The sequence below is a fragment of the Caulobacter sp. GW821-FHT10F06 genome (genome assembly GCF_058809215.1).
Window position 1 is genome coordinate 1 of sequence record NZ_JBXASK010000008.1, and the last position, 17,312, is coordinate 17,312.

General features: G+C 67.0%; 12 protein-coding genes and 1 pseudogene. 9 read left to right on the plus strand and 4 right to left on the minus strand.

The annotated features are described in order from the left end of the window. Positions 1–203 precede the first annotated feature (203 nt). Together AC1RUS_RS17430 and AC1RUS_RS17435 are read right to left on the minus strand one after the other, a co-directional pair. Complete coding sequence (locus AC1RUS_RS17430; RefSeq protein WP_492917869.1) at positions 204–1,520, minus strand: MFS transporter; 1,317 nt, start codon at positions 1,518–1,520, stop codon at positions 204–206. Between the two features lie 88 nt (positions 1,521–1,608). Continuing rightward, positions 1,609–4,254: a TonB-dependent receptor gene (locus AC1RUS_RS17435; RefSeq protein ID WP_492917870.1), complete on the minus strand. Its 2,646-nt coding sequence runs from the start codon at positions 4,252–4,254 to the stop codon at positions 1,609–1,611. A gap of 265 nt (positions 4,255–4,519) precedes the next feature. Between AC1RUS_RS17435 and AC1RUS_RS17440 the strand changes: the two genes are divergently transcribed. The 6 genes and pseudogenes from AC1RUS_RS17440 to AC1RUS_RS17465 all read left to right on the plus strand — a co-directional run. Next, on the plus strand, positions 4,520–5,065 hold the full coding sequence (locus AC1RUS_RS17440; protein ID WP_492917871.1) for a TetR/AcrR family transcriptional regulator: 546 nt from the start codon (positions 4,520–4,522) through the stop codon (positions 5,063–5,065). 79 nt (positions 5,066–5,144) lie between these two features. Further along, entirely contained in the window at positions 5,145–6,035 is an 891-nt protein-coding gene (locus AC1RUS_RS17445) for an SMP-30/gluconolactonase/LRE family protein (RefSeq protein ID WP_492917872.1), read from the plus strand. After that, entirely contained in the window at positions 6,035–7,258 is a 1,224-nt protein-coding gene (locus AC1RUS_RS17450; RefSeq protein ID WP_492917873.1) for a serine hydrolase domain-containing protein, read from the plus strand. The genes AC1RUS_RS17445 and AC1RUS_RS17450 overlap by 1 nt, the downstream gene beginning before the upstream one ends. Beyond that, the gene (locus tag AC1RUS_RS17455; protein ID WP_492917874.1) at positions 7,255–8,433 is read left to right on the plus strand and encodes an aromatic ring-hydroxylating dioxygenase subunit alpha; all 1,179 of its coding nucleotides are present in this window, start codon (positions 7,255–7,257) and stop codon (positions 8,431–8,433) included. Before AC1RUS_RS17450 ends, AC1RUS_RS17455 begins: the two co-directional genes overlap by 4 nt. A 4-nt stretch (positions 8,434–8,437) precedes the next feature. Continuing rightward, complete coding sequence (locus AC1RUS_RS17460) at positions 8,438–8,860, plus strand: DUF2141 domain-containing protein (RefSeq protein WP_492917875.1); 423 nt, start codon at positions 8,438–8,440, stop codon at positions 8,858–8,860. Beyond that, positions 8,859–8,970, plus strand: a pseudogene (locus tag AC1RUS_RS17465) (hypothetical protein); the annotation flags it as partial. The gene AC1RUS_RS17460 and the pseudogene AC1RUS_RS17465, both read left to right, overlap by 2 nt. Before the next feature lie 7 nt (positions 8,971–8,977). On the opposite strand, the gene AC1RUS_RS17470 reads toward AC1RUS_RS17465, so the two are convergent. Next, positions 8,978–9,901, minus strand: a complete 924-nt coding sequence (locus AC1RUS_RS17470) for a hydroxymethylglutaryl-CoA lyase (protein WP_492917876.1) — start codon at positions 9,899–9,901, stop codon at positions 8,978–8,980. A gap of 8 nt (positions 9,902–9,909) precedes the next feature. After that, positions 9,910–10,557 (minus strand): GntR family transcriptional regulator, encoded by a 648-nt coding sequence (locus AC1RUS_RS17475; RefSeq protein WP_492917877.1) that lies wholly within the window; start codon positions 10,555–10,557, stop codon positions 9,910–9,912. Between the two features lie 159 nt (positions 10,558–10,716). Here AC1RUS_RS17475 and AC1RUS_RS17480 point away from each other — a divergent pair, with 159 nt between their 5' ends. The 3 genes from AC1RUS_RS17480 to AC1RUS_RS17490 all read left to right on the plus strand — a co-directional run bounded on the left by AC1RUS_RS17480 (position 10,717) and on the right by AC1RUS_RS17490 (position 17,299). Then, the gene (locus tag AC1RUS_RS17480) at positions 10,717–13,200 is read left to right on the plus strand and encodes a TonB-dependent receptor (RefSeq protein ID WP_492917878.1); all 2,484 of its coding nucleotides are present in this window, start codon (positions 10,717–10,719) and stop codon (positions 13,198–13,200) included. A gap of 154 nt (positions 13,201–13,354) precedes the next feature. Continuing rightward, positions 13,355–15,412 (plus strand): hydantoinase/oxoprolinase family protein, encoded by a 2,058-nt coding sequence (locus tag AC1RUS_RS17485; protein ID WP_492917879.1) that lies wholly within the window; start codon positions 13,355–13,357, stop codon positions 15,410–15,412. 3 nt (positions 15,413–15,415) lie between these two features. Then, a complete protein-coding gene (locus tag AC1RUS_RS17490) occupies positions 15,416–17,299 on the plus strand; it encodes a hydantoinase B/oxoprolinase family protein (protein ID WP_492917880.1) in 1,884 nt (627 codons plus the stop codon). Positions 17,300–17,312: the final 13 nt, after the last annotated feature.

The following is a 17,312-nucleotide window of genomic DNA, read 5'->3' on the forward strand; positions in this document are numbered from 1 at the left end:
GGCTCAAGGTCGCGGCGGGCGGCTGCTGCTAACAGCCGCCCGCATCACCACTTTAAACTCAGATCCAAGACACAAGGTCCACTGCGAGCCTTCGATCGAAAACCTCATCCTGTGTCTGTCAAAGGACGAGGTTTTCGCTACGGGGACTAAACCCAATCATCATCCGGATCGGCCCAGCCGATCCGGATGATTTCGTTTCGGCGTCAGACCGAGGCGGTCACCGCATCGTTGCGGGCGCGCAGCCGCAGGGCGATGCAGCCCAAGGCCACGGCCAAATTCAGTACCCCCACCAGCACGAACGGCGCTTGCGGCCCGACGGTGTCGAACATCACGCCGCCCACGGTGCCCAGCACCAGGATGCCGCCCGCGCCGCACAGGTTGAAGAAGCCGATGACCGCGCCTCGGCCCGCTTCTGGCGCTTCCTTGCCGATCAGGGCCTGGGAGCCGATGAAGGCGCTGATCTGGCCAACGCCCAGCAGCATGAACAGCGGGATGGCTGCGCTGGCCAGCGGATCGGAGATCAGCAGAGTCGCCAGATAGCCCACCGCGCCCAGCAGCATGCAGATCGCCAGCGCCGTCAGCCGGTGCGTCTTGTCGATCATCAGAGCGATGGCCACCGGCCACAGCAGCGCCGCCGACTGGGCGATGATGAAGGGGATGCGGCCCTTGTCCAGCGCGTCGGCCAGAGTCGCGCCGTTCTCAAGCGCGGCCTTCTTGCCCCAGGCGATGGCATAGGAGCCGACGATGGCCAGGTCGCCCCGCGCCACGAAGGCCGAGGCGTAGGCCAGCACGATGCGGGGATTGTCCTTGGCGGCGGCGACACCGACGGCCAGCAGGTTGCCCAGGCCCACGCGCTCGCCCGGTTGGGCCGGCGCGCCGGGCTTCAGGCCCAGCCACATCACGCCGGCCGAGATCACGCACATGACCGCGGCGATGGCCAGGGCGACTTGGCCGGCCTGCTTTTCGCCCATGCCGGAATTGACGAAGATCGCCGGCAGCTGGCCGATCACCAGCGCCAGGCTGACCACGCCCAGGCCGTTGAGGATGCCCGACAGGGCCACGATCTTGCCCCGGTCGCGCTGCTGCACATAGTCGGCCAGCACGGTCGACAGCATGCCGGTCGTGGCCCCGATGCCGACGGCGTAGACCACGCGGAAAGCGCTGAGTTCGACCAGGTTGGTCGCCAGCGGATAGACCAGATAGCCCACCGCCGTGGCCAGGAAGCCGAAGGCGTAGACCGTCCGCCGACCCACCCGGTCGGCGAGCGCGCCGGCCAGACTGAACACCACCAGCAGGGCCAACTCGTTCACGAGGTTCAGGACGCCCAGGGCCGTGCCCTGTCGGTCCAGTGGGATGCCCAGATTGGCGCTCAGCACGTAGGGCGTCATGATCGCCACGGTGGTGGCCAGGCCGATATTGACGAACGAGGCGTAGAGCACCGTCCACATGTTGCCAGCGCGGACGCCGGGCTCGGTGGCGACGAAGCCGAAGCGGTTTTCGGACGCGGGTTTCGACGACATGCCGGACTCCTGGGAAACTGTTGAGCGCAAAGAAAAAGGCCCGGCGCGCGGTGGCGCCGGGCCTTTCCTGGTGATGTCCGCGTCGCGACTAGAAGGTGCGGCTGATGCGGAGCGAGCCGGCCCGCTTTTCAGGCAGGCTCACCACGTAGGCGCGTGGCGGCGTGTTGTTGAACAGGTCGAAGAAGCTGAGATCGGTGGCGGCGATCGCGTTCTTCGGCGTGTCGTCGTTGAACAGGTTGGTCACCGACAGATCCACGCTCCACGAGCCATCCGTGATCCCGGCCCGCAGGTCCGAGACGAAGTAGCTCGGCAGCCAGGTCAGGTTGTTCTGGGTCATGAACCGCTTGGACTGGTAGCGGCCGCTCAGTTCGGTCGTCCAGGTCCAGCCCTCCACAGACGGCACGTCGCCACGGAACAGGGCCGAGACGTTCAGGCTGTGCTTGGGCGTCAGCGGCACCGCGTTGCCGGTGTAGACACCGTTGTTCGACTCGATCCGGTCGAAGTAGCCCGGGGTCGTGACGACATAGTCGGTGAACTTGGCCTTGGTGTAGGTGTAGTTGGCGTTCAGCGAAGCCCAGCGGGTCACGCGCCAGTCGGCCGACAGGTCGAAGCCCTTGCTCTCGCTTTCACCGGCGTTCTCGACCGACGGAACCGAGGTGCCGCCCAGCACCTTTGTGGTGCCGATCTGCTGGTTCTTGTAGCGGTTGAAGTAGGCCGCGCCGTTCAGAACCAGATCGCCGCCCAGGAACACGTTCTTGGAGCCGATTTCGAAGGTCTCGAGCTTCTCGGGCTTGAAGGTGCTGTCCACCGAGCCGCTGGTGCCGGTGGTGTCGACGCCGCCCGGCTTGAAGCCTTCGCCGTACGACGCATAGACCGAGTTCTTCGGGGTCAGCTCGTAGTTGACGACGACGTTCGGCGTGAAGGCGTGGTCCTTGACCGTCTTCTTGTCGACGCGCTGCGTCAGGGCGATCTGAGCCGCGCGGACCGAGGCCGTGGCGGCCGGACCGGCGGTGCAGCCCAGCGGAGCCAGACAGACAAGCTGGGTGCCGAACAGACGGTAGTACATCGGCTGGAACGGGCTGCCGCGATAGGCGATCCGCTCCTCGATGTAGCGGCCGTCGCCGCGGATGGTCAGCTTGTCGGTGACGTCGAACTCGACGCTGCCGGCCCACGACAGCGAGTCGGTTTCACGCGAGATCTTCAGCGGATAGTCCGCCGTCTCCTTGGCCGAGGTGGTCGGCGCGCGATAGGCGCCGCTCTCGGTGGCCAGGCCGCCCAGGTACAAGGCCGTCAAAACGGACAGGCGCGGGTCGGAGCCGTCGCGCAGCCAGAACTGGTCCTTGTTGATCTGGCTGGCCTTCTCGTGGAAGTACAGGCCTTCCGCCGACGTCCGCAGGCGACCGAAGTCCTTGCTCCAGCGCAGGGTCTGGCTGAACTGGTCGGTGTCGAAGACGTCGTCCAGGAACACCGAATAGCCGATGGCCGGCAGGCCGCCGACCGGCGCGACGGTCGACAGGTTCACGCCGTACGACCGCAGGAAGCCCAGATAGGTATAGAGCGGGCCGTAGAAGCTCAGCAGCGGCGCGTAGGACGGCAGCACGTTCGACGACAGCGTGTAGTTGGCGTTGTCGAAGTCCTGGAGCTGCGTGGTCTTGCCGGTGGTGGCGCCGGTCAGGGCGGTGAACTTGCCCCAGTCGCTTTCGTAGTTCAGGTCGAACGTCAGACGCGTGGCGTCGGTCACGGTGCCCGCGAAGTCCTTGCCGGTGCGCGGATCGACCGAATAGTTGATGCGCTGGCTGCGGACGGCGGCGGCGTCGCTGAGATCGCCCTTGATCGTGTAACCCGGATAGCGAGTCTTCGGATCGGTGACCGAGACGCCGAGGTTGGCCGTGTTGGCTAGGCCCGTCTGCGGGTCGACCGACTGAACCAGGACACGCGAGGTCTGATCGTATTCCTCGTGCGAGCTTTGCAGGCGAACGAACAGCGACAGATTGCTGGTCGGTTCGATCAGGGCGCTGATCGCGCCGCCAGTCGATTTGCCGCCGCCGACGCGGGCCCCGGTGGTGAAGTTGCGGTACTGGCCGTCATTCTCCCAGGCGCCCAGGTTCAGGCCCAATGAGAGGCCCGGCGCGACCGGACCCGACAGCGAGATCTTGCCTTCCTTCAGGCCGAAGTCGCCGGCCTCCAGGCTGATCTTGCCCTCGAACTCGTCCGTGTTCGGACGCTTGGAGATGTAGTTGATCGCGCCCGAGAAGGCCGAACGGCCGTAGAGCACGCTCTGCGGGCCCTTCACCACTTCGATCCGCTCGGCGTCGACGAAGCGCAGGCTGGCCAGGGCACCGCCGCCGGCGGTGGCGAAGGCTTCCGACGAGGTGTCCACGCCGTCGACCAGGATCGCCACGTTCGGACGACCGCGAACCGCCTGAACGCCGCGCAGGGCGGGACGGGTGTCGCTGGGCGTCAGGCCCTGGTCGAAGGTCAGGCCCGAGGTCGATTGCGCGACCCGCGAGATATCGGAGATATTGCGACGCTCGATCGTCTCGGCCGAAACGGCGTTGATCGTGATCGGAACCGATTGCAGTGATTCAGCCTTGTTGCGGGCCGTAACCAGGATTTCACCAATTACGGTGGCCTCTCCCGAAGATGTCGCTTGCGCGGAAGCTTCCCCCGCACAGATCAAAAGTGTAAGAGCGCTCGCACTGGCGCAGTAGATATTCATTGCCGACTTAGTCATGACACCCCTCTTCGTATCTCGACCAGACCCCGCAGTTTTACGTACGGTTGTTCCCCGAGAAGGAAGATGATGGAGCGCGGACGCGGCAGGACTTGCGATAACGTGTTTGACCGTCCATCGGATAGGAGTTCAGGTAAGCTTTATGATGCTGACTAAGGTCGACCCCGCTGCCAAGCCACGTCAGTCGCGACGGATCGCCACGGAAGAGGCGATCGTTGAGGCTTTTGGCCGCCTGATGGAGCGCGGAAGCGTTCACGATGCGGGTGTGAACGCCCTAATCAAAGAAGCCGGCGTCGGCAAGAAACAAATCTATGACTATTTCGGCGGGCTGGGCGGCGTGGCCGACGCCTGGGTGCGGCGCACCGGAATCTGGCCGCGCCTGGAAGACATGATCGCCGAACCGCTGGACACCTTCCACCAGCGCCCGGCCATGGAGCGCCTACGCGTGCTGGTGAAGACCTATGCCGGCAGCCTGCGCGCCCACCCGGCCGTCGCCACCATCATGGCCGGCGAGTTCGCAGGCCCGCCCGAGCTGCGCGACGCGGTCATGGCGGTGCGGATTCGCATCTGGGAAGAGTACGAGCGCCTGTTCATCGGCGAGCGCAGCACCGACCGCGAACTGCTGGCCATCGCCATGATGATGCTGCCGGCGGTCTCGTACATCGGCATGCGCGCCAAGTTCGAGCCCAACTTCTTCGGCTTCGACCTCAACGAGGACAAGGCGTGGGACGAGGTGGTCGGCATGCTGGACCACGTCATGCAGCGTTATGAATCCGGAATCCCCACCAGGCGAGAAACCGCAGAACAATAAAACTTGACCGATCGGTCACTTTTATAGATGGTCTCATCAGGTCCGCCTTCGCGGACTCGCGCATTGTGCGGAGACATCGATGTTTGGCGATCCCCTCTCGTTCCCCGTCAAACCCGAAACGGGTGATCTATGGGTGGCCGCCACCCTGGTCACTGACCAGTCTCTCAAGCTTGGCCTGTCGCGCATCCTGCTGCTGGGACCAGACCTGTCGGTGAAAGCCACGCTTCACACCGGTGACTTCGGGATGGTCTCCGGGATCGCGGTGAACCCCTCCACCGGCGATCTGACCGCGCTGGACCCCTTTGCGCGCAGCGTCACCCGCATCGCCGCCGACGGCCGCCGCCTCCCCTCGGCGCCGTTGCTGCCCGGGCGCGGCCTGGGCTCGATGGTCTTCCTGAAGGACGGCGGCGCGCTGGCGGGCGAGCATCTGTGCGGCATCGCCCCGCCGTTCAACGGCGAAGGCCGCCTGGCGCGGTTCGACGCCGAGGGCCGCCTGGTGCGCTTCTACCGTCCGCAATATCACGGCGGCGTCATGGGCTTCCTCGGCGTGACACACCTGACTCTGTTCAGCGACGGCAAGACCGTGGCCTACGTCTCCGAGACCGGCAACACGGTCTATCGCTACGACATCGACGCCGACCAGCAGTTGGAGCCGCTCTATGTCCGCGCCGACCCGCCGGGCATGGTGTTCGGTCTGGCCGCCATCCCGGGCGACGACGTGCTGGTGTGCTGCGGCGGCGAGGTTCGCCGCGTGAACCAGGCCGGCGAGGTCGTCCGCAAATACGCCGTGCCGGAAGGCCGCGGCTGGTCGTTCATCCGCGCCACCGACGACGGCAAGGCCTTCTGGGCCGGCGACTTCTTCTCCGGCGCCCTGGCCAAGATCGACCTCACCAGCGGCGAAACCGTCGCCAGCGTCAAGCTCGACATCCCGTTCGGCGTCACCTCAATCGCCGAAGTGAAGGCCGCCTGATGCGCAAGCGCCGGATCCTGCTGATCGGCGCGGGGGTGCTGGCCTTGGCCGGCGCCGCGACCTGGGCCACCGAGCCGCTCTTCTGGAGTCGCTATTTCAAGGCCCTGACGGTCAACCCGCTGGAGCCGCCGCTGGATTGGTACAAGCCGATCGAGGTGGTGAAGGGCGCGCCGGACGCCGGCCTGCCCAAGGCCGCGCCGCAGGCCGTCGGTGTCTCGCCCGAGGCGCTCGACAAGGCCGCCGCCTACGCGCAAGGCCATGGCAGCGACGCCCTGGTCGTCGTTCGCGACGGCAAGCTGATCTATTCGCGCTACCGGAACGGCGCAGGCCCGCGCACGATGATGAAAGCCCACTCCTTCACCAAGACCGTGACCGGCCTGCTGATCGGCGCGGCGATCGCCGACGGCAAGATCAAGTCGGTCGACCAGCCGGCCGCCGATTTCCTGCCGGAATGGAAGGGCGACGAGCGCAGCACGATCACGATCAAGAACCTGCTGCAGATGTCGTCGGGCATCACCCCGCCGGACTTCGCCTATGGCCCGAACTCGGTGACGATCCGCACCTTCCTGTCGCCGGAACTGGCCAAGACCAACCTGGCCCTGCCATTGAAGAATCCGCCTGGCAAGGTGTGGGGCCACCACAACACCGACCCGATCGTGCTGGCCCTGATCGTCGAGCGCGCCACCGGCGAACGCTACGCCGATTATATGAGCCGCAAGCTTTTCAAGCCGCTGGGGATGCACGACGGCCGGGTCTGGCTGTCGAAGGACGGCGGCCTGGCACACGGCGACTGCTGCATGGCCTCGGAGATCGAGGACTGGGTGCGGATCGGCGCGATGCTGGCCAACGGCGGTACCTGGAACGACCAGCAGGTCCTCCCCGCAGACTACGTCGCCGCGATGAGCGCGCCGTCCAAGGCCAATCCCGGCTACGGCTACCAGATCTGGCGCGGCCGCCCGTTCGTGGCCAATCGCATCTACTCCCCCGTGCGTCCCGACAAGAGCCAGAAGGCCACCGCGCCGATCGACGCCGAGGACGCGATCTTCCTTGACGGCTGGGGCAAGCGTCGCCTCTGGATCATCCCCTCGCAGAAGCTGGTGATCCTGCGCGACGGCGTCGATGTCGAGGACTGGGATGACACCCTCATCCCCAATCTCATTCTTCGCGGCTTGACGGCTGATGCCGCCGCGCCGCGCCAACCCGAGCCGGAGATGGCGCGATGATCAAGAACCAATGGTACGTCGCCGAGTACAGCGACGAGATTCCCAAGGGCGGCCACAAGCGGGTCAAGATGCTGGGCCTGGAGTTCGTGGTGTTCCGCGACTCCAAGGGCAAGGTCAGCTGCCTGTCGGACGTCTGCATCCACCGGGGCGCGTCCCTGGGCAGCGGCATGGTCGTCGATGACGCCATCGAGTGCCCCTATCACGGCTGGCGCTTCAACGGCGGCGGTAAGTGCGTGAAGATCCCGTCCCAGGATCCCGCCGCCAAGATCCCGCCCCGCGCCAAGATCGACTCCTACCCCGTGCAGGAAAAGTACGGGATGATCTGGGTGTTTATGGGCGACGCCGCCGAGGCCGACCGCCCGCCCCTGCCGCCCTTCCCCGAATTTGAGGACCCCGCGTGGCGCTGCATCCGCGGAACTTACGAGTGGAAGGCCAACTACGCCCGTATCACCGAGAACGGCATCGACCCCTCGCACGCGGCCTTCGTCCACCCCTCGTTCGGCGACAAGGAAGCCCCGCAGGTGCACGAGTTCACGCTCGAGCAGGACGAGTGGTCGGCCTATGCCGAACTGAAGTTCGTGCCGCCCGAGTACAAGGGCGTGTGGAAGCTCTTCCGCAAGTCCAAGCGCAGCATGGTCACGGTGCGCAACGGCTTCCACGTCTCGGGCGCCCACGTGCGCATCCAGATCCGGCCGACGCCGACCTGGTCGACGGTGATCTTCGACGTCAACACGCCGATCGATGAGACCACCACGATCACCCGCTGGATCATGGCTCGAAACTTCCTGACCGCGAAGATGTGGGACGGCGACAGCCGCCGCCGCACCCTGCGCATCTTCGAGCAGGACCGGGTGATCATGGAAAAGATCTGCCCCGAACTGCTGCCGGTCTATCTGCACGAGGAAGTCAGCGTGAAGTCGGACGGCATCATGGTGGCCTGGCGCAACAAGCGCCGCGAGCTGATCGAGAAGGGCTGGGCCCTGGATGTCGACGCCATGGAGCGCGACATCAACGGCAAGCGGGCGATGGTCATCCCCTCGCCCGATCGCGCCGATCCCAAGGAGGCCAAGGACTTCCTGCTCAAGACCGTGCCGCTGATCGACGGCGAGCGCATCCGGCAGGAAGCCCTCAAGCAACGGCATGGCGGCGCTGCAACGCCCCAGGCCGCGGAGTAGCGCCATGAAGATCGCGGGACCGAGCATCCTCGCCCTTCTTGCCGCGCTGGCCGCCACGGGGGTCGCGCACGCGGCCTCCGTGGAGGTTCGCGTTTCCGGGGTCTCCAGCGCCAAGGGCCAGATCGTGGTCTCGGCCTGCGACAAGGCCACGTTCCTGAAGACCTGCCCCATCAACGCCAAGACCGCGGCCGCGGCCGGGACGGTCACCGTCCGCTTGCCCAATGTGCCGGCCGGTCAATGGTCGTTCATGGCCTTCCATGACGAGGACGGCGACGGCGTGATGAAGAAGACCGCCCTGGGCCTGCCCGCCGACGGCGTGGGCCTGTCACGCGATCCCAAGGCCCGCTTCGGCCCGCCGAAGTTCGACGACTCGGCCGTCGAGGTCGGCGCCGCGCCGCTGAGCGTGGCGGTGGGGTTGAAGTACTAGGCGCTCTGCGTCCTTCGAGGCTCGGCTACGCCTCGCACCTCAGGATGAGGAATTCAGAGCAACATGCTCCTCATCCTGAGGCGCCCGCGCAGCGGGCCTCGAAGGACGCAATGCCGTTCAGGCCGCCGCCGCCGGAAACCCGCCCGCCTTCGAGACCATGCCCGGCAGGCTGGTCGCGCCCAGCACGCCCTTGAGCCAGCCCGCGGCGGCGATCAGCCGGTCCAGGTCGTAGCCGGTCTCCACCCCCATCCGCCCCAGCATGTAGACCAGGTCCTCGGTCGGGATGTTGCCCGTGGCGGCCGGGGCGAATGGGCAGCCGCCGATGCCGCCGATCGAGGCGTCCAGGCTTTCCACCCCCACGCGCCAGGCGGCGAAGGCGTTGGCCAGGCCCGTGTTGCGGGTGTTGTGGAAGTGCCCCCGCAGGCGGACGTTCGGCGCGACTGCGCGGACCGCCTCGAAGCGCTGCTCGACGACCAGGGGATCGGCCACGCCGATCGTGTCGGCCAGGGCGATCTCCTCGACCCCGAAGTCGGCCAGTTCGGCGGCGATCCGCACCACCTGATCCTGGGACACCTCGCCCTCGAACGGACAGCCGAAGGCCGCGCCGATGGTGACGCCCAGCTTCAGGCCGGCCTGGCGCGCCACGGCCGGCGCCTCGCCGATCTGGCGCAGGGTCTCGGCGATCGGGACGCCCTGGTTGCGGGCGTTGAAGGTCTCGCTGGCCACGACCACGAAATTGGCCTCGTCGACCTGGGCGGCGATGGCGCGGTCCAGGCCCCGGCGGTTCAGCACCAGGCCGATCAGCGACACGCCTTCAGCCCGCAGGTCGCGTTCGCCGCGCAGCCGTTCCATCACCGCCTCGGCGTCGGCCATCTGCGGCACGGCGCGCGGATTGACGAAGCTAACGGCCTCGATGCGACGCGCCCCGGCCTCGACGGCGCACAGCACCAGCGCGGCCTTGTCGGCCGCGTCGACCATGACCTTCTCGTTCTGAAGGCCGTCGCGCGGCGCGACCTCGATGATATCAAGCCTGGAAGTCATGGAACGCTCTACGGTTGGGAGAGACCGCGCACGACGGCGTGCGAGGCGGCCTGGATGTGACTGCGCATGACCGCGCCCGCCCATTCGGCGTCGCGGGCCTCGAAGGCGGCGATCAGCTCACGGTGATGGTGCTGCGAGCGCTCCAGCTCCTTGTCGGAGTAGCGCGCCAGGGTGCGCAGGACGAGCGGGATCTCGACCACCATGCCGGCCATGGTCGACAGGCGCGGGCTGGCGGCGGCGTCGAGAATCAGTCGGTGGAACTCGCCGTTCAGCACCGGGAACCGCTCGTGGACATTGGCGCCGCCGGTGGCGACCACGGCCTCCATCTCGCCCGCCAGCTCATTCAGCCGGACCAAGGCGTCGGGCGTCAGGCGCGTGGCGGCGCGGCGGGCGGCGTGGCTCTCGATCATCGCCCGCAGCGCATAGATCTCCTCGATCTCGCTGGGGTCCATGGCGGCGACATGGGCGCCCTGGTTGGGCAGAATCACCACCAGGCCTTCGACCGCAAGGCGACGCAGGGCTTCGCGGACGGGCGTGCGCGAGACGTCGCACAGAGCCGTCAGCTCATCCTCTTTCAGACGCTCTCCAGGCCCGAAACGCCCTTCCACGATCAGGGACCTGACCATTTCGTAGGCGCGAGCGCTCACGGTCGACACAGCACATCTCCGTCGGGTTCCGGTCGCAGCATACACATTGACGCTTTGCAAAGTTGTATACAATCTGCGTTGATAACGCCGATATACGACTATCAAACGCCGCCTGACGGATAAACACGAACGACTTTGCACACAATCTGGATCACTGAGGGGCTGATCATGACGACTCTGAAGAAGGCCATGGCCTTGACCGGCGGTTCCATCCTGGCGCTGGCCTGGGCGGGCGCTGCTCTGGCCCAATCCGCGCCGATCGCGGTCGAGGAAATCGTCGTCACGGCGCGCCAGCGAGCCGAAAGCCTGCGCGACGTGCCCGCCTCCGTCTCGGCCCTTGGCCAGGCCACGCTGGAAGCCGCCGGCGTCGCCCGGGCCGGTGACTTCGTGGCCCTGACCCCCGGCGTCAGCCTGGTTCAGGCCGCCGAACAGGGCGACGCCCAGGTCAACATCCGCGGCGTCAATAGCGCCCGTGACGCCCAGGCCTCGTTCGCCTTCGTCATCGACGGCGTGCAGATGGCCAACCCCGCCGCCTTCAACCGCGAGTTCTCGGATCTGCGCCAGATCGAGGTGGTCAAGGGCCCGCAGGGCGCGGTCTACGGCCGCAATGCCGCCGCCGGCGCGATCATCGTCACCACGGTCGAGCCCGGCGACAGCTTCGAGGGCGGGGCCAAGATCAGCGCCGCCAACCGCAACGCCTATACCGGCGAGATACGCCTGGCCGGTCCGCTCAGCGACACGCTCTCGGGCAGCCTGTCGGCCGACTGGCGCAAGACCGACGGCTTCTACGACAGCGACTTCGGCGGCAAGGCAGTCGACCGCTTCAGCGGCGGCAACATCAACGGCCGCCTGGTGGCCCGCCTGTCGGACGACACCAAGCTGGACTTCAAGATCCGCTACGGCGAGCTGGAAGCTGGATCGATCGCCTACAACGCCATCTTCTCGCTGCCGTCCTTCGCCTCGGTGCTGGCCACGCCCTCGTACAACGAGGACGTCAACGACCATAAGTTCACCTTCCAGAACAACGTCCCGCACACCAACAACCAGACGGCGTTCGAGACCTCGCTGAAGCTCGACCACGACCTGGGCTTCGCCACCCTGACAGCCTGGGCGCTGTATTCCGACATCCGTAACGACCTAGTCGCCGATGGAACCTCGGCTTCGTTCGGGTTCTTCAACGCCGACCCGGCCTGTATACGATCGGTGGCCAACCTTGCGGCCAACGGCGTGACGATGCCTTCGCCGCAGTTCCTGGCCCCGACGCCGGGCGCGTCGTTCTTCGGGGCCTATTCGCCCACCACCTGCGACGGCTACCAGTACCAGAAGCGCGACCAGAAGGACGTCAGCGGCGAGGTCCGCCTGGCCTCGCCGTCAGACCAGCGCCTGCGCTGGATGGCCGGGGCCTATTACCTGCACATCGATCGCGAGGTCGGCGTCGCCACGGGCATCGACGGCGGCGGCGAGGTTCCCAAGTCGCTGTATGTGGCCACCGGCCCCTACTCCACCGAGCAGCTGGTCTGGGACGACTTCAAGAGCGACGTCGGCGCGGTGTTCGGCCAGCTGGCCTATGACATCGTCCCGTCCGTAGAGGCCTCGCTGGCCCTGCGCTACGACCGCGAGGACCGCAAGGTCCACAACCTGATCCCGACGGCGGCCCGCACGAAATATATCGACTTCAACGGCCCGCCCTACACCGGCTCGGCTCCGCTCAATCCGGGCCTGGATCCGACGCTCAATCCGGGCGGCATCAAGGACCAGGAAAAGACCTTCGATCAGGTCCAGCCCAAGGTGGCCCTGCGCTGGAAGGCCAGCCCCGACTGGACGGTCTATGCCGACTGGGGCGTGGGCTTCAAGTCGGGCGGCTTCAACAGCCAGGGCAGCGCCGCGACGGTCAACGCCTTCATCAATCCGGTGCGCGTGGCCGCCGGCTACAAGCCCGTCACGATCCGCGACGACTTCGCCAAGGAAGTGTCCGACAGCTTCGAGATCGGCGCCAAGGGCCGCCTCTTCAACGGCCGCCTGACCGTGGACGCGGCCGCCTACAGCACCGCCGTCGACGACATGCAGTTCTTCGAGTTCTTCGTCGGCCCGTTCGGCCTGCTGCGGGTGGTGTCCAACATCGACAAGGTCGACATCCAGGGCGCGGAGCTGGGCCTGGGCTGGAAGGTCGCCGATCGGCTGACCCTGGAAGCCTCGGGCGCCTATACCGACTCGGAGATCAAGAAGAACAGCGTGCGGCCCGACACCGTCGGCAACGAGTCGCCCTACACGCCCAAATACACCTGGAACCTGGCGGCGACCTACGCCCAGCCCCTGCCCGACGACCTGACCCTGAAGGTCCGCGCCGACGTGCGCGGCACCGGCCCGACCTGGTTCCACGTCGTCCAGGGCCAGGACAACCCGACGGTGTTCGAGCTGAGCTACGGGGCCCTTGGTCGCGCCAACTACAGCAAGACCCGCCGCGACGCCTTCACGACCGTCGACCTGCGCGTCGGCATCGAGGCCGACACCTGGTCGCTGACCGCCTTCGGCCAGAACATCCTCGACAAGAAGTACCTGACCGAGGTGATCCCCGCGCCGGAGTTCGGCGGGGCCTTCGGGTCGCCGGCCGCCGGCGGATCCTACGGGGTCGAGCTCAGCGTGAAGTTCTAGTCCCACCCGCCCCGCGGTCGTCGGCGACGGCGCCCGCAGGGCGGTCAGAACCATCTCGCGGCGGGTCGTCCGCCGCGATCATGGAATCTTGAGCCGATCGTCGTCGCGGCCCGCGTTCCTGGGCCCGACGTCGCCAGAAGAGAGACACGAGAAGATGGCTTACCGACTGGGCGTGGATGTTGGGGGGACGTTCACCGACCTCCTGCTGCTGAACGAGGCGACGGGCGACTTCTGGCGCCACAAGACGCCGTCGACGCCGCACGACAGCTCGGTAGGCGTGATGACCGGCGTCAATGCGGTGTGCGAGAAGGCCGGGGTCAAGCCGTCGGACGTCGACGTCTTCCTGCACGGCACCACCGTGGCCACCAACGCCGTACTCGAGGGCAAGGGCGCGCGGGTCGGCCTGGTGACCACCGAGGGCTATCAGCAGGTGATGCAGATCGCCCGCTCGCTGGTGCCCGGCGGTCTGGCCGCCTGGATCATCTGGCCCAAGCCCGAGCCCCTGGCCAAGCTGGAGGACACGGTCGAGATCAAGGGCCGCATCGACGCGGCCGGCAAGGAAGTTCGCCCGCTGGACGAGGTCGATGTCCGCGCCCAGCTGACCAAGCTGAAGGTCCAGGGCGTCGAGGCGGTGACCATCGCCCTGATGAACGCCTACCTCAACGGCGCGCACGAGCGCCGCGTGGCCGAGCTGGCCGCCGAGATCCTACCGGGCGTTCTGGTGTCGCTGTCGCACGAGGTCCTGCCCGAGATGCAGGAATACGAGCGCACCCTGACCACCGTCGCCAACGCCTCGGTCCGTCCCGTCGTCAGCAAGTACGTCAAGAACCTGCGCGACAAACTGCGGGGCCTGGACATGCAGGGCCGCATCGCCCTGCTGCGCTCGGACGGCGGCCTGATGTCGTCGGAGAAGTCCGAAGAGCATCCGGTCAGTCTGCTGATGTCCGGCCCGGCCGGCGGCGTCACCGGCGCCCTGTGGGTGGCCCGCAATTCGGGCCTGAAGAACATTCTGACGCTCGACGTCGGCGGTACCTCGACCGACGTGGCGTTGATCGAGAACGGTGAGCCGCGCCGCGTGCGCACCACCGACGTGGGGCACCTCACGGTCCGCGCCTCGTCGCTGGACGTCAAGACGGTCGGGGCCGGCGGCGGCTCGATCGCCAAGGTCCCCGAACTGACCCGCGCCCTGCGTGTCGGCCCTGAGTCGGCCGGCGCCGCGCCGGGGCCGGCCGCCTATGGCAAGGGCGGCACCGCTCCCACGGTCACCGACGCCAATGTCGTGCTGGGCTACCTGCCGGAAGACCTGCTGGGCGGCGCTTTCAAGCTGGATCGCGAAGCGGCCCGCACGGCGGTGCAGACCATCGCCGACGCACTCGGCATCGACCTCTATCAAGCGGCGCGCGGCATCATCGACATCGTCAACGAGAACATGTTCGGCGCGCTGCGCATGATCTCGGTGCAGCAGGGTTATGACCCGCGCGACTTCGCCCTGATGGGCTTCGGCGGCGCCGGCCCCCTGCATGTCAACGCGGTGGCCAAGCTCATGGGCTCCTGGCCCGCCGTGTCGCCCGTCTCGCCCGGCGTGCTGTGCGCCCTGGGCGACGCGACCACCCGCATGCGCACGGAAACGGCGCGCTCCTACTCCAAGCGGATCTCATCGGCGACCGAGACCGAGGTGCTGTCGTTCTTCAAGGAGATGGACGACCAGATCCGCGCCACGCTGAAGGCCGACGGCGTCACCGACGCCGAGATCGAGACCAGCTTCGAGATCGACGTCCGCTATCACGGCCAGGCCTTCGAAGTGCCGATGGTCGTGACCCTGGACGACCTGAAGGCCGGCGGTCTGGCCCGCCTGGCGGCGGCCTTCGACGAAGAGCACAGGCGCCTGTTCACCTTCAACATGGACGCCGAGCATGAGTTCGTGAACCTGCGCGCCGTCGCCATGGGCAAGGTGCAGGAAATCCCGACGCTGGAGATCGAGAAGGGCGACGGTGATCCGTCGCGCGCCAAGATCCGCGACCACCAGGTCTGGGCCGACGGCGCCATGCGCCCTGCGGTGATCTACGACCGGTCCAAGCTCCGCGCCGGCGACAGGATCGTCGGCCCGGCCATCGTCACCGAGATGGACTCCACCACGCTCGTCCTCCCCGACTGCGAAGCGGTCGTCGACGCCTATGGCGTCATCCTGATCAATCCCGTGAAGGAGGCCTGAGTCATGGCCGCTCGCATCCTGGAAACCAACCCGGCCCCGTTCGGCAAGGCCGACGTCGATCCGGTCACCCTGGACATCATCGAGAACGCCCTGCGCAACGCGCGGGTCGAGATGGACGCCACCCTGTTCCGCACCGCCCTGTCGCCCGGCATCCGCGAGCAAGGCGACGCCTTCCCGCTGATCGCCGATCGCGACGGCAAGATGGTGGTCGGCCAGTTCGGCTCGTTCATCGACGGCTTCCTGAAGGGCTATGACGGCGAGATTGAGGAAGGCGACATCATCCTGGTCAACGACCCCTATTCGGTCGAAGGCGCCATCAGCCACACCTCCGACCAACTGTGCATCGCGCCGATCTTCCGCGATGGCCGCCTGATCGCTTGGTCGGCGATGTTCGGCCACATGACCGATGTCGGCGGCAAGGTGCCCGGCTCGCTACCCACCGACGCCAACTCGATCTTCGAGGAAGGCTTCCGCCTGCCGCCGGTGAAGCTGTACCGCAAGGGCGAACTGCAGAGCGATATCGTTCGCATCGCCGCCCACCAATCGCGCATGCCCGAGTGGTTCAAGGCCGACCTGCACGCCATCGTCGCCTCGTGCCGCGTGGCCGGCCGCCGGGTGGTCGAGATCTGCGAGCGCTTCGGCGACGACGTCTTCACCTCGGCGCTGAAGGAACTGCTGGCCCGCAACCATCGCGCCATGGGTCACTTGATCTCGACCGCGATCGGCGAAGAGCCGGTGTCGTTCGAGGACTATATCTGCGACGACGGCAAGGGCGCCGGTCCGTTCAAGATCAAGTGCACCATGTGGCGCGAGGGTTCGAAGGTCATCCTCGACTTCGACGGCACCGATCCGCAGTCGGACTCGTCGATCAACTTCCTGATGAACGAGAACATGTTCAAGATGTTCTTCGGCATCTACATGATCATGGTCTTCGACCCGCAGATCCTGTTCAATGACGGGTTCTACGATCTGGTCGACGTGCGCATCCCCGAAGGCAGTCTGCTGAAGCCGAAGTTCCCGGCCGCCCTCTCCTGCCGCACCCACGCCCTGGGCCGCATCTTCGACGTGCTGGGCGCGCTGCTGGGCCAAAAGACTCCGGAATTCCTGTGCGCCGCCGGCTTCTCGTCGTCGCCGCACCTGATGTTCTCGGGCTATGACGGCAAGGGCGAATGGTTCCAGCTGTTCCAGATCGGTTTCGGCGGCATTCCGGGCCGTCCGTTCGGCGACGGCGCCGACGGTCACTCGCTGTGGCCGGGCTTCACCAACGTGCCGAACGAGTTCCTGGAACGCTACTTCCCGATGGTCATCGAGCGCTACGAGAGCGTGGCCGACAGCGGCGGCGCCGGGCGCTTCCGGGGCGGCAACGGCATCCACATGACCTACCGCTTCACCGAGCCGGGCGTGATCGCCATCCATGACGACCGCTGGTTCGTGCCGCCGTGGGGCGTCAACGGCGGGACTCCGGGCGCGCGCTCGTGGAAGCGCCTGGACAAGGCCAATGGCGAGAGCATCGCCCTGCCCTCCAAGTGCGACGGCGTCCAGGTCGACAAGGGCGACCTGCTGCACTTCGTCACCTGGGGCGGCGGCGGCTGGGGCGATCCGCTGGAGCGCGAGGTCGAACTGGTCGAGCTGGAAGTCGCGCGCGGTTTGGTCAGCGCCGAGGGCGCCAAGCGCTTCGGCGTAGTGCTGGACGCGGCCGGCAAGGTCGATGCGGCCGCCACCGAGGCCCTCCGCGCCAAGATTCGCGGCGAACGCGGCCCGCTGGAAGTGTTCGATCGCGGCCCGTCGCTGGACGAGCTGCGCGCCTCGTGCCTGGCCGACACCGGCCTGCCCGCGCCGCGTCCGCCCGTGTGGCGCAACGCGCCGCTGGCCCTGGCGGCGGAGTAGGTCGTAAGCGTCA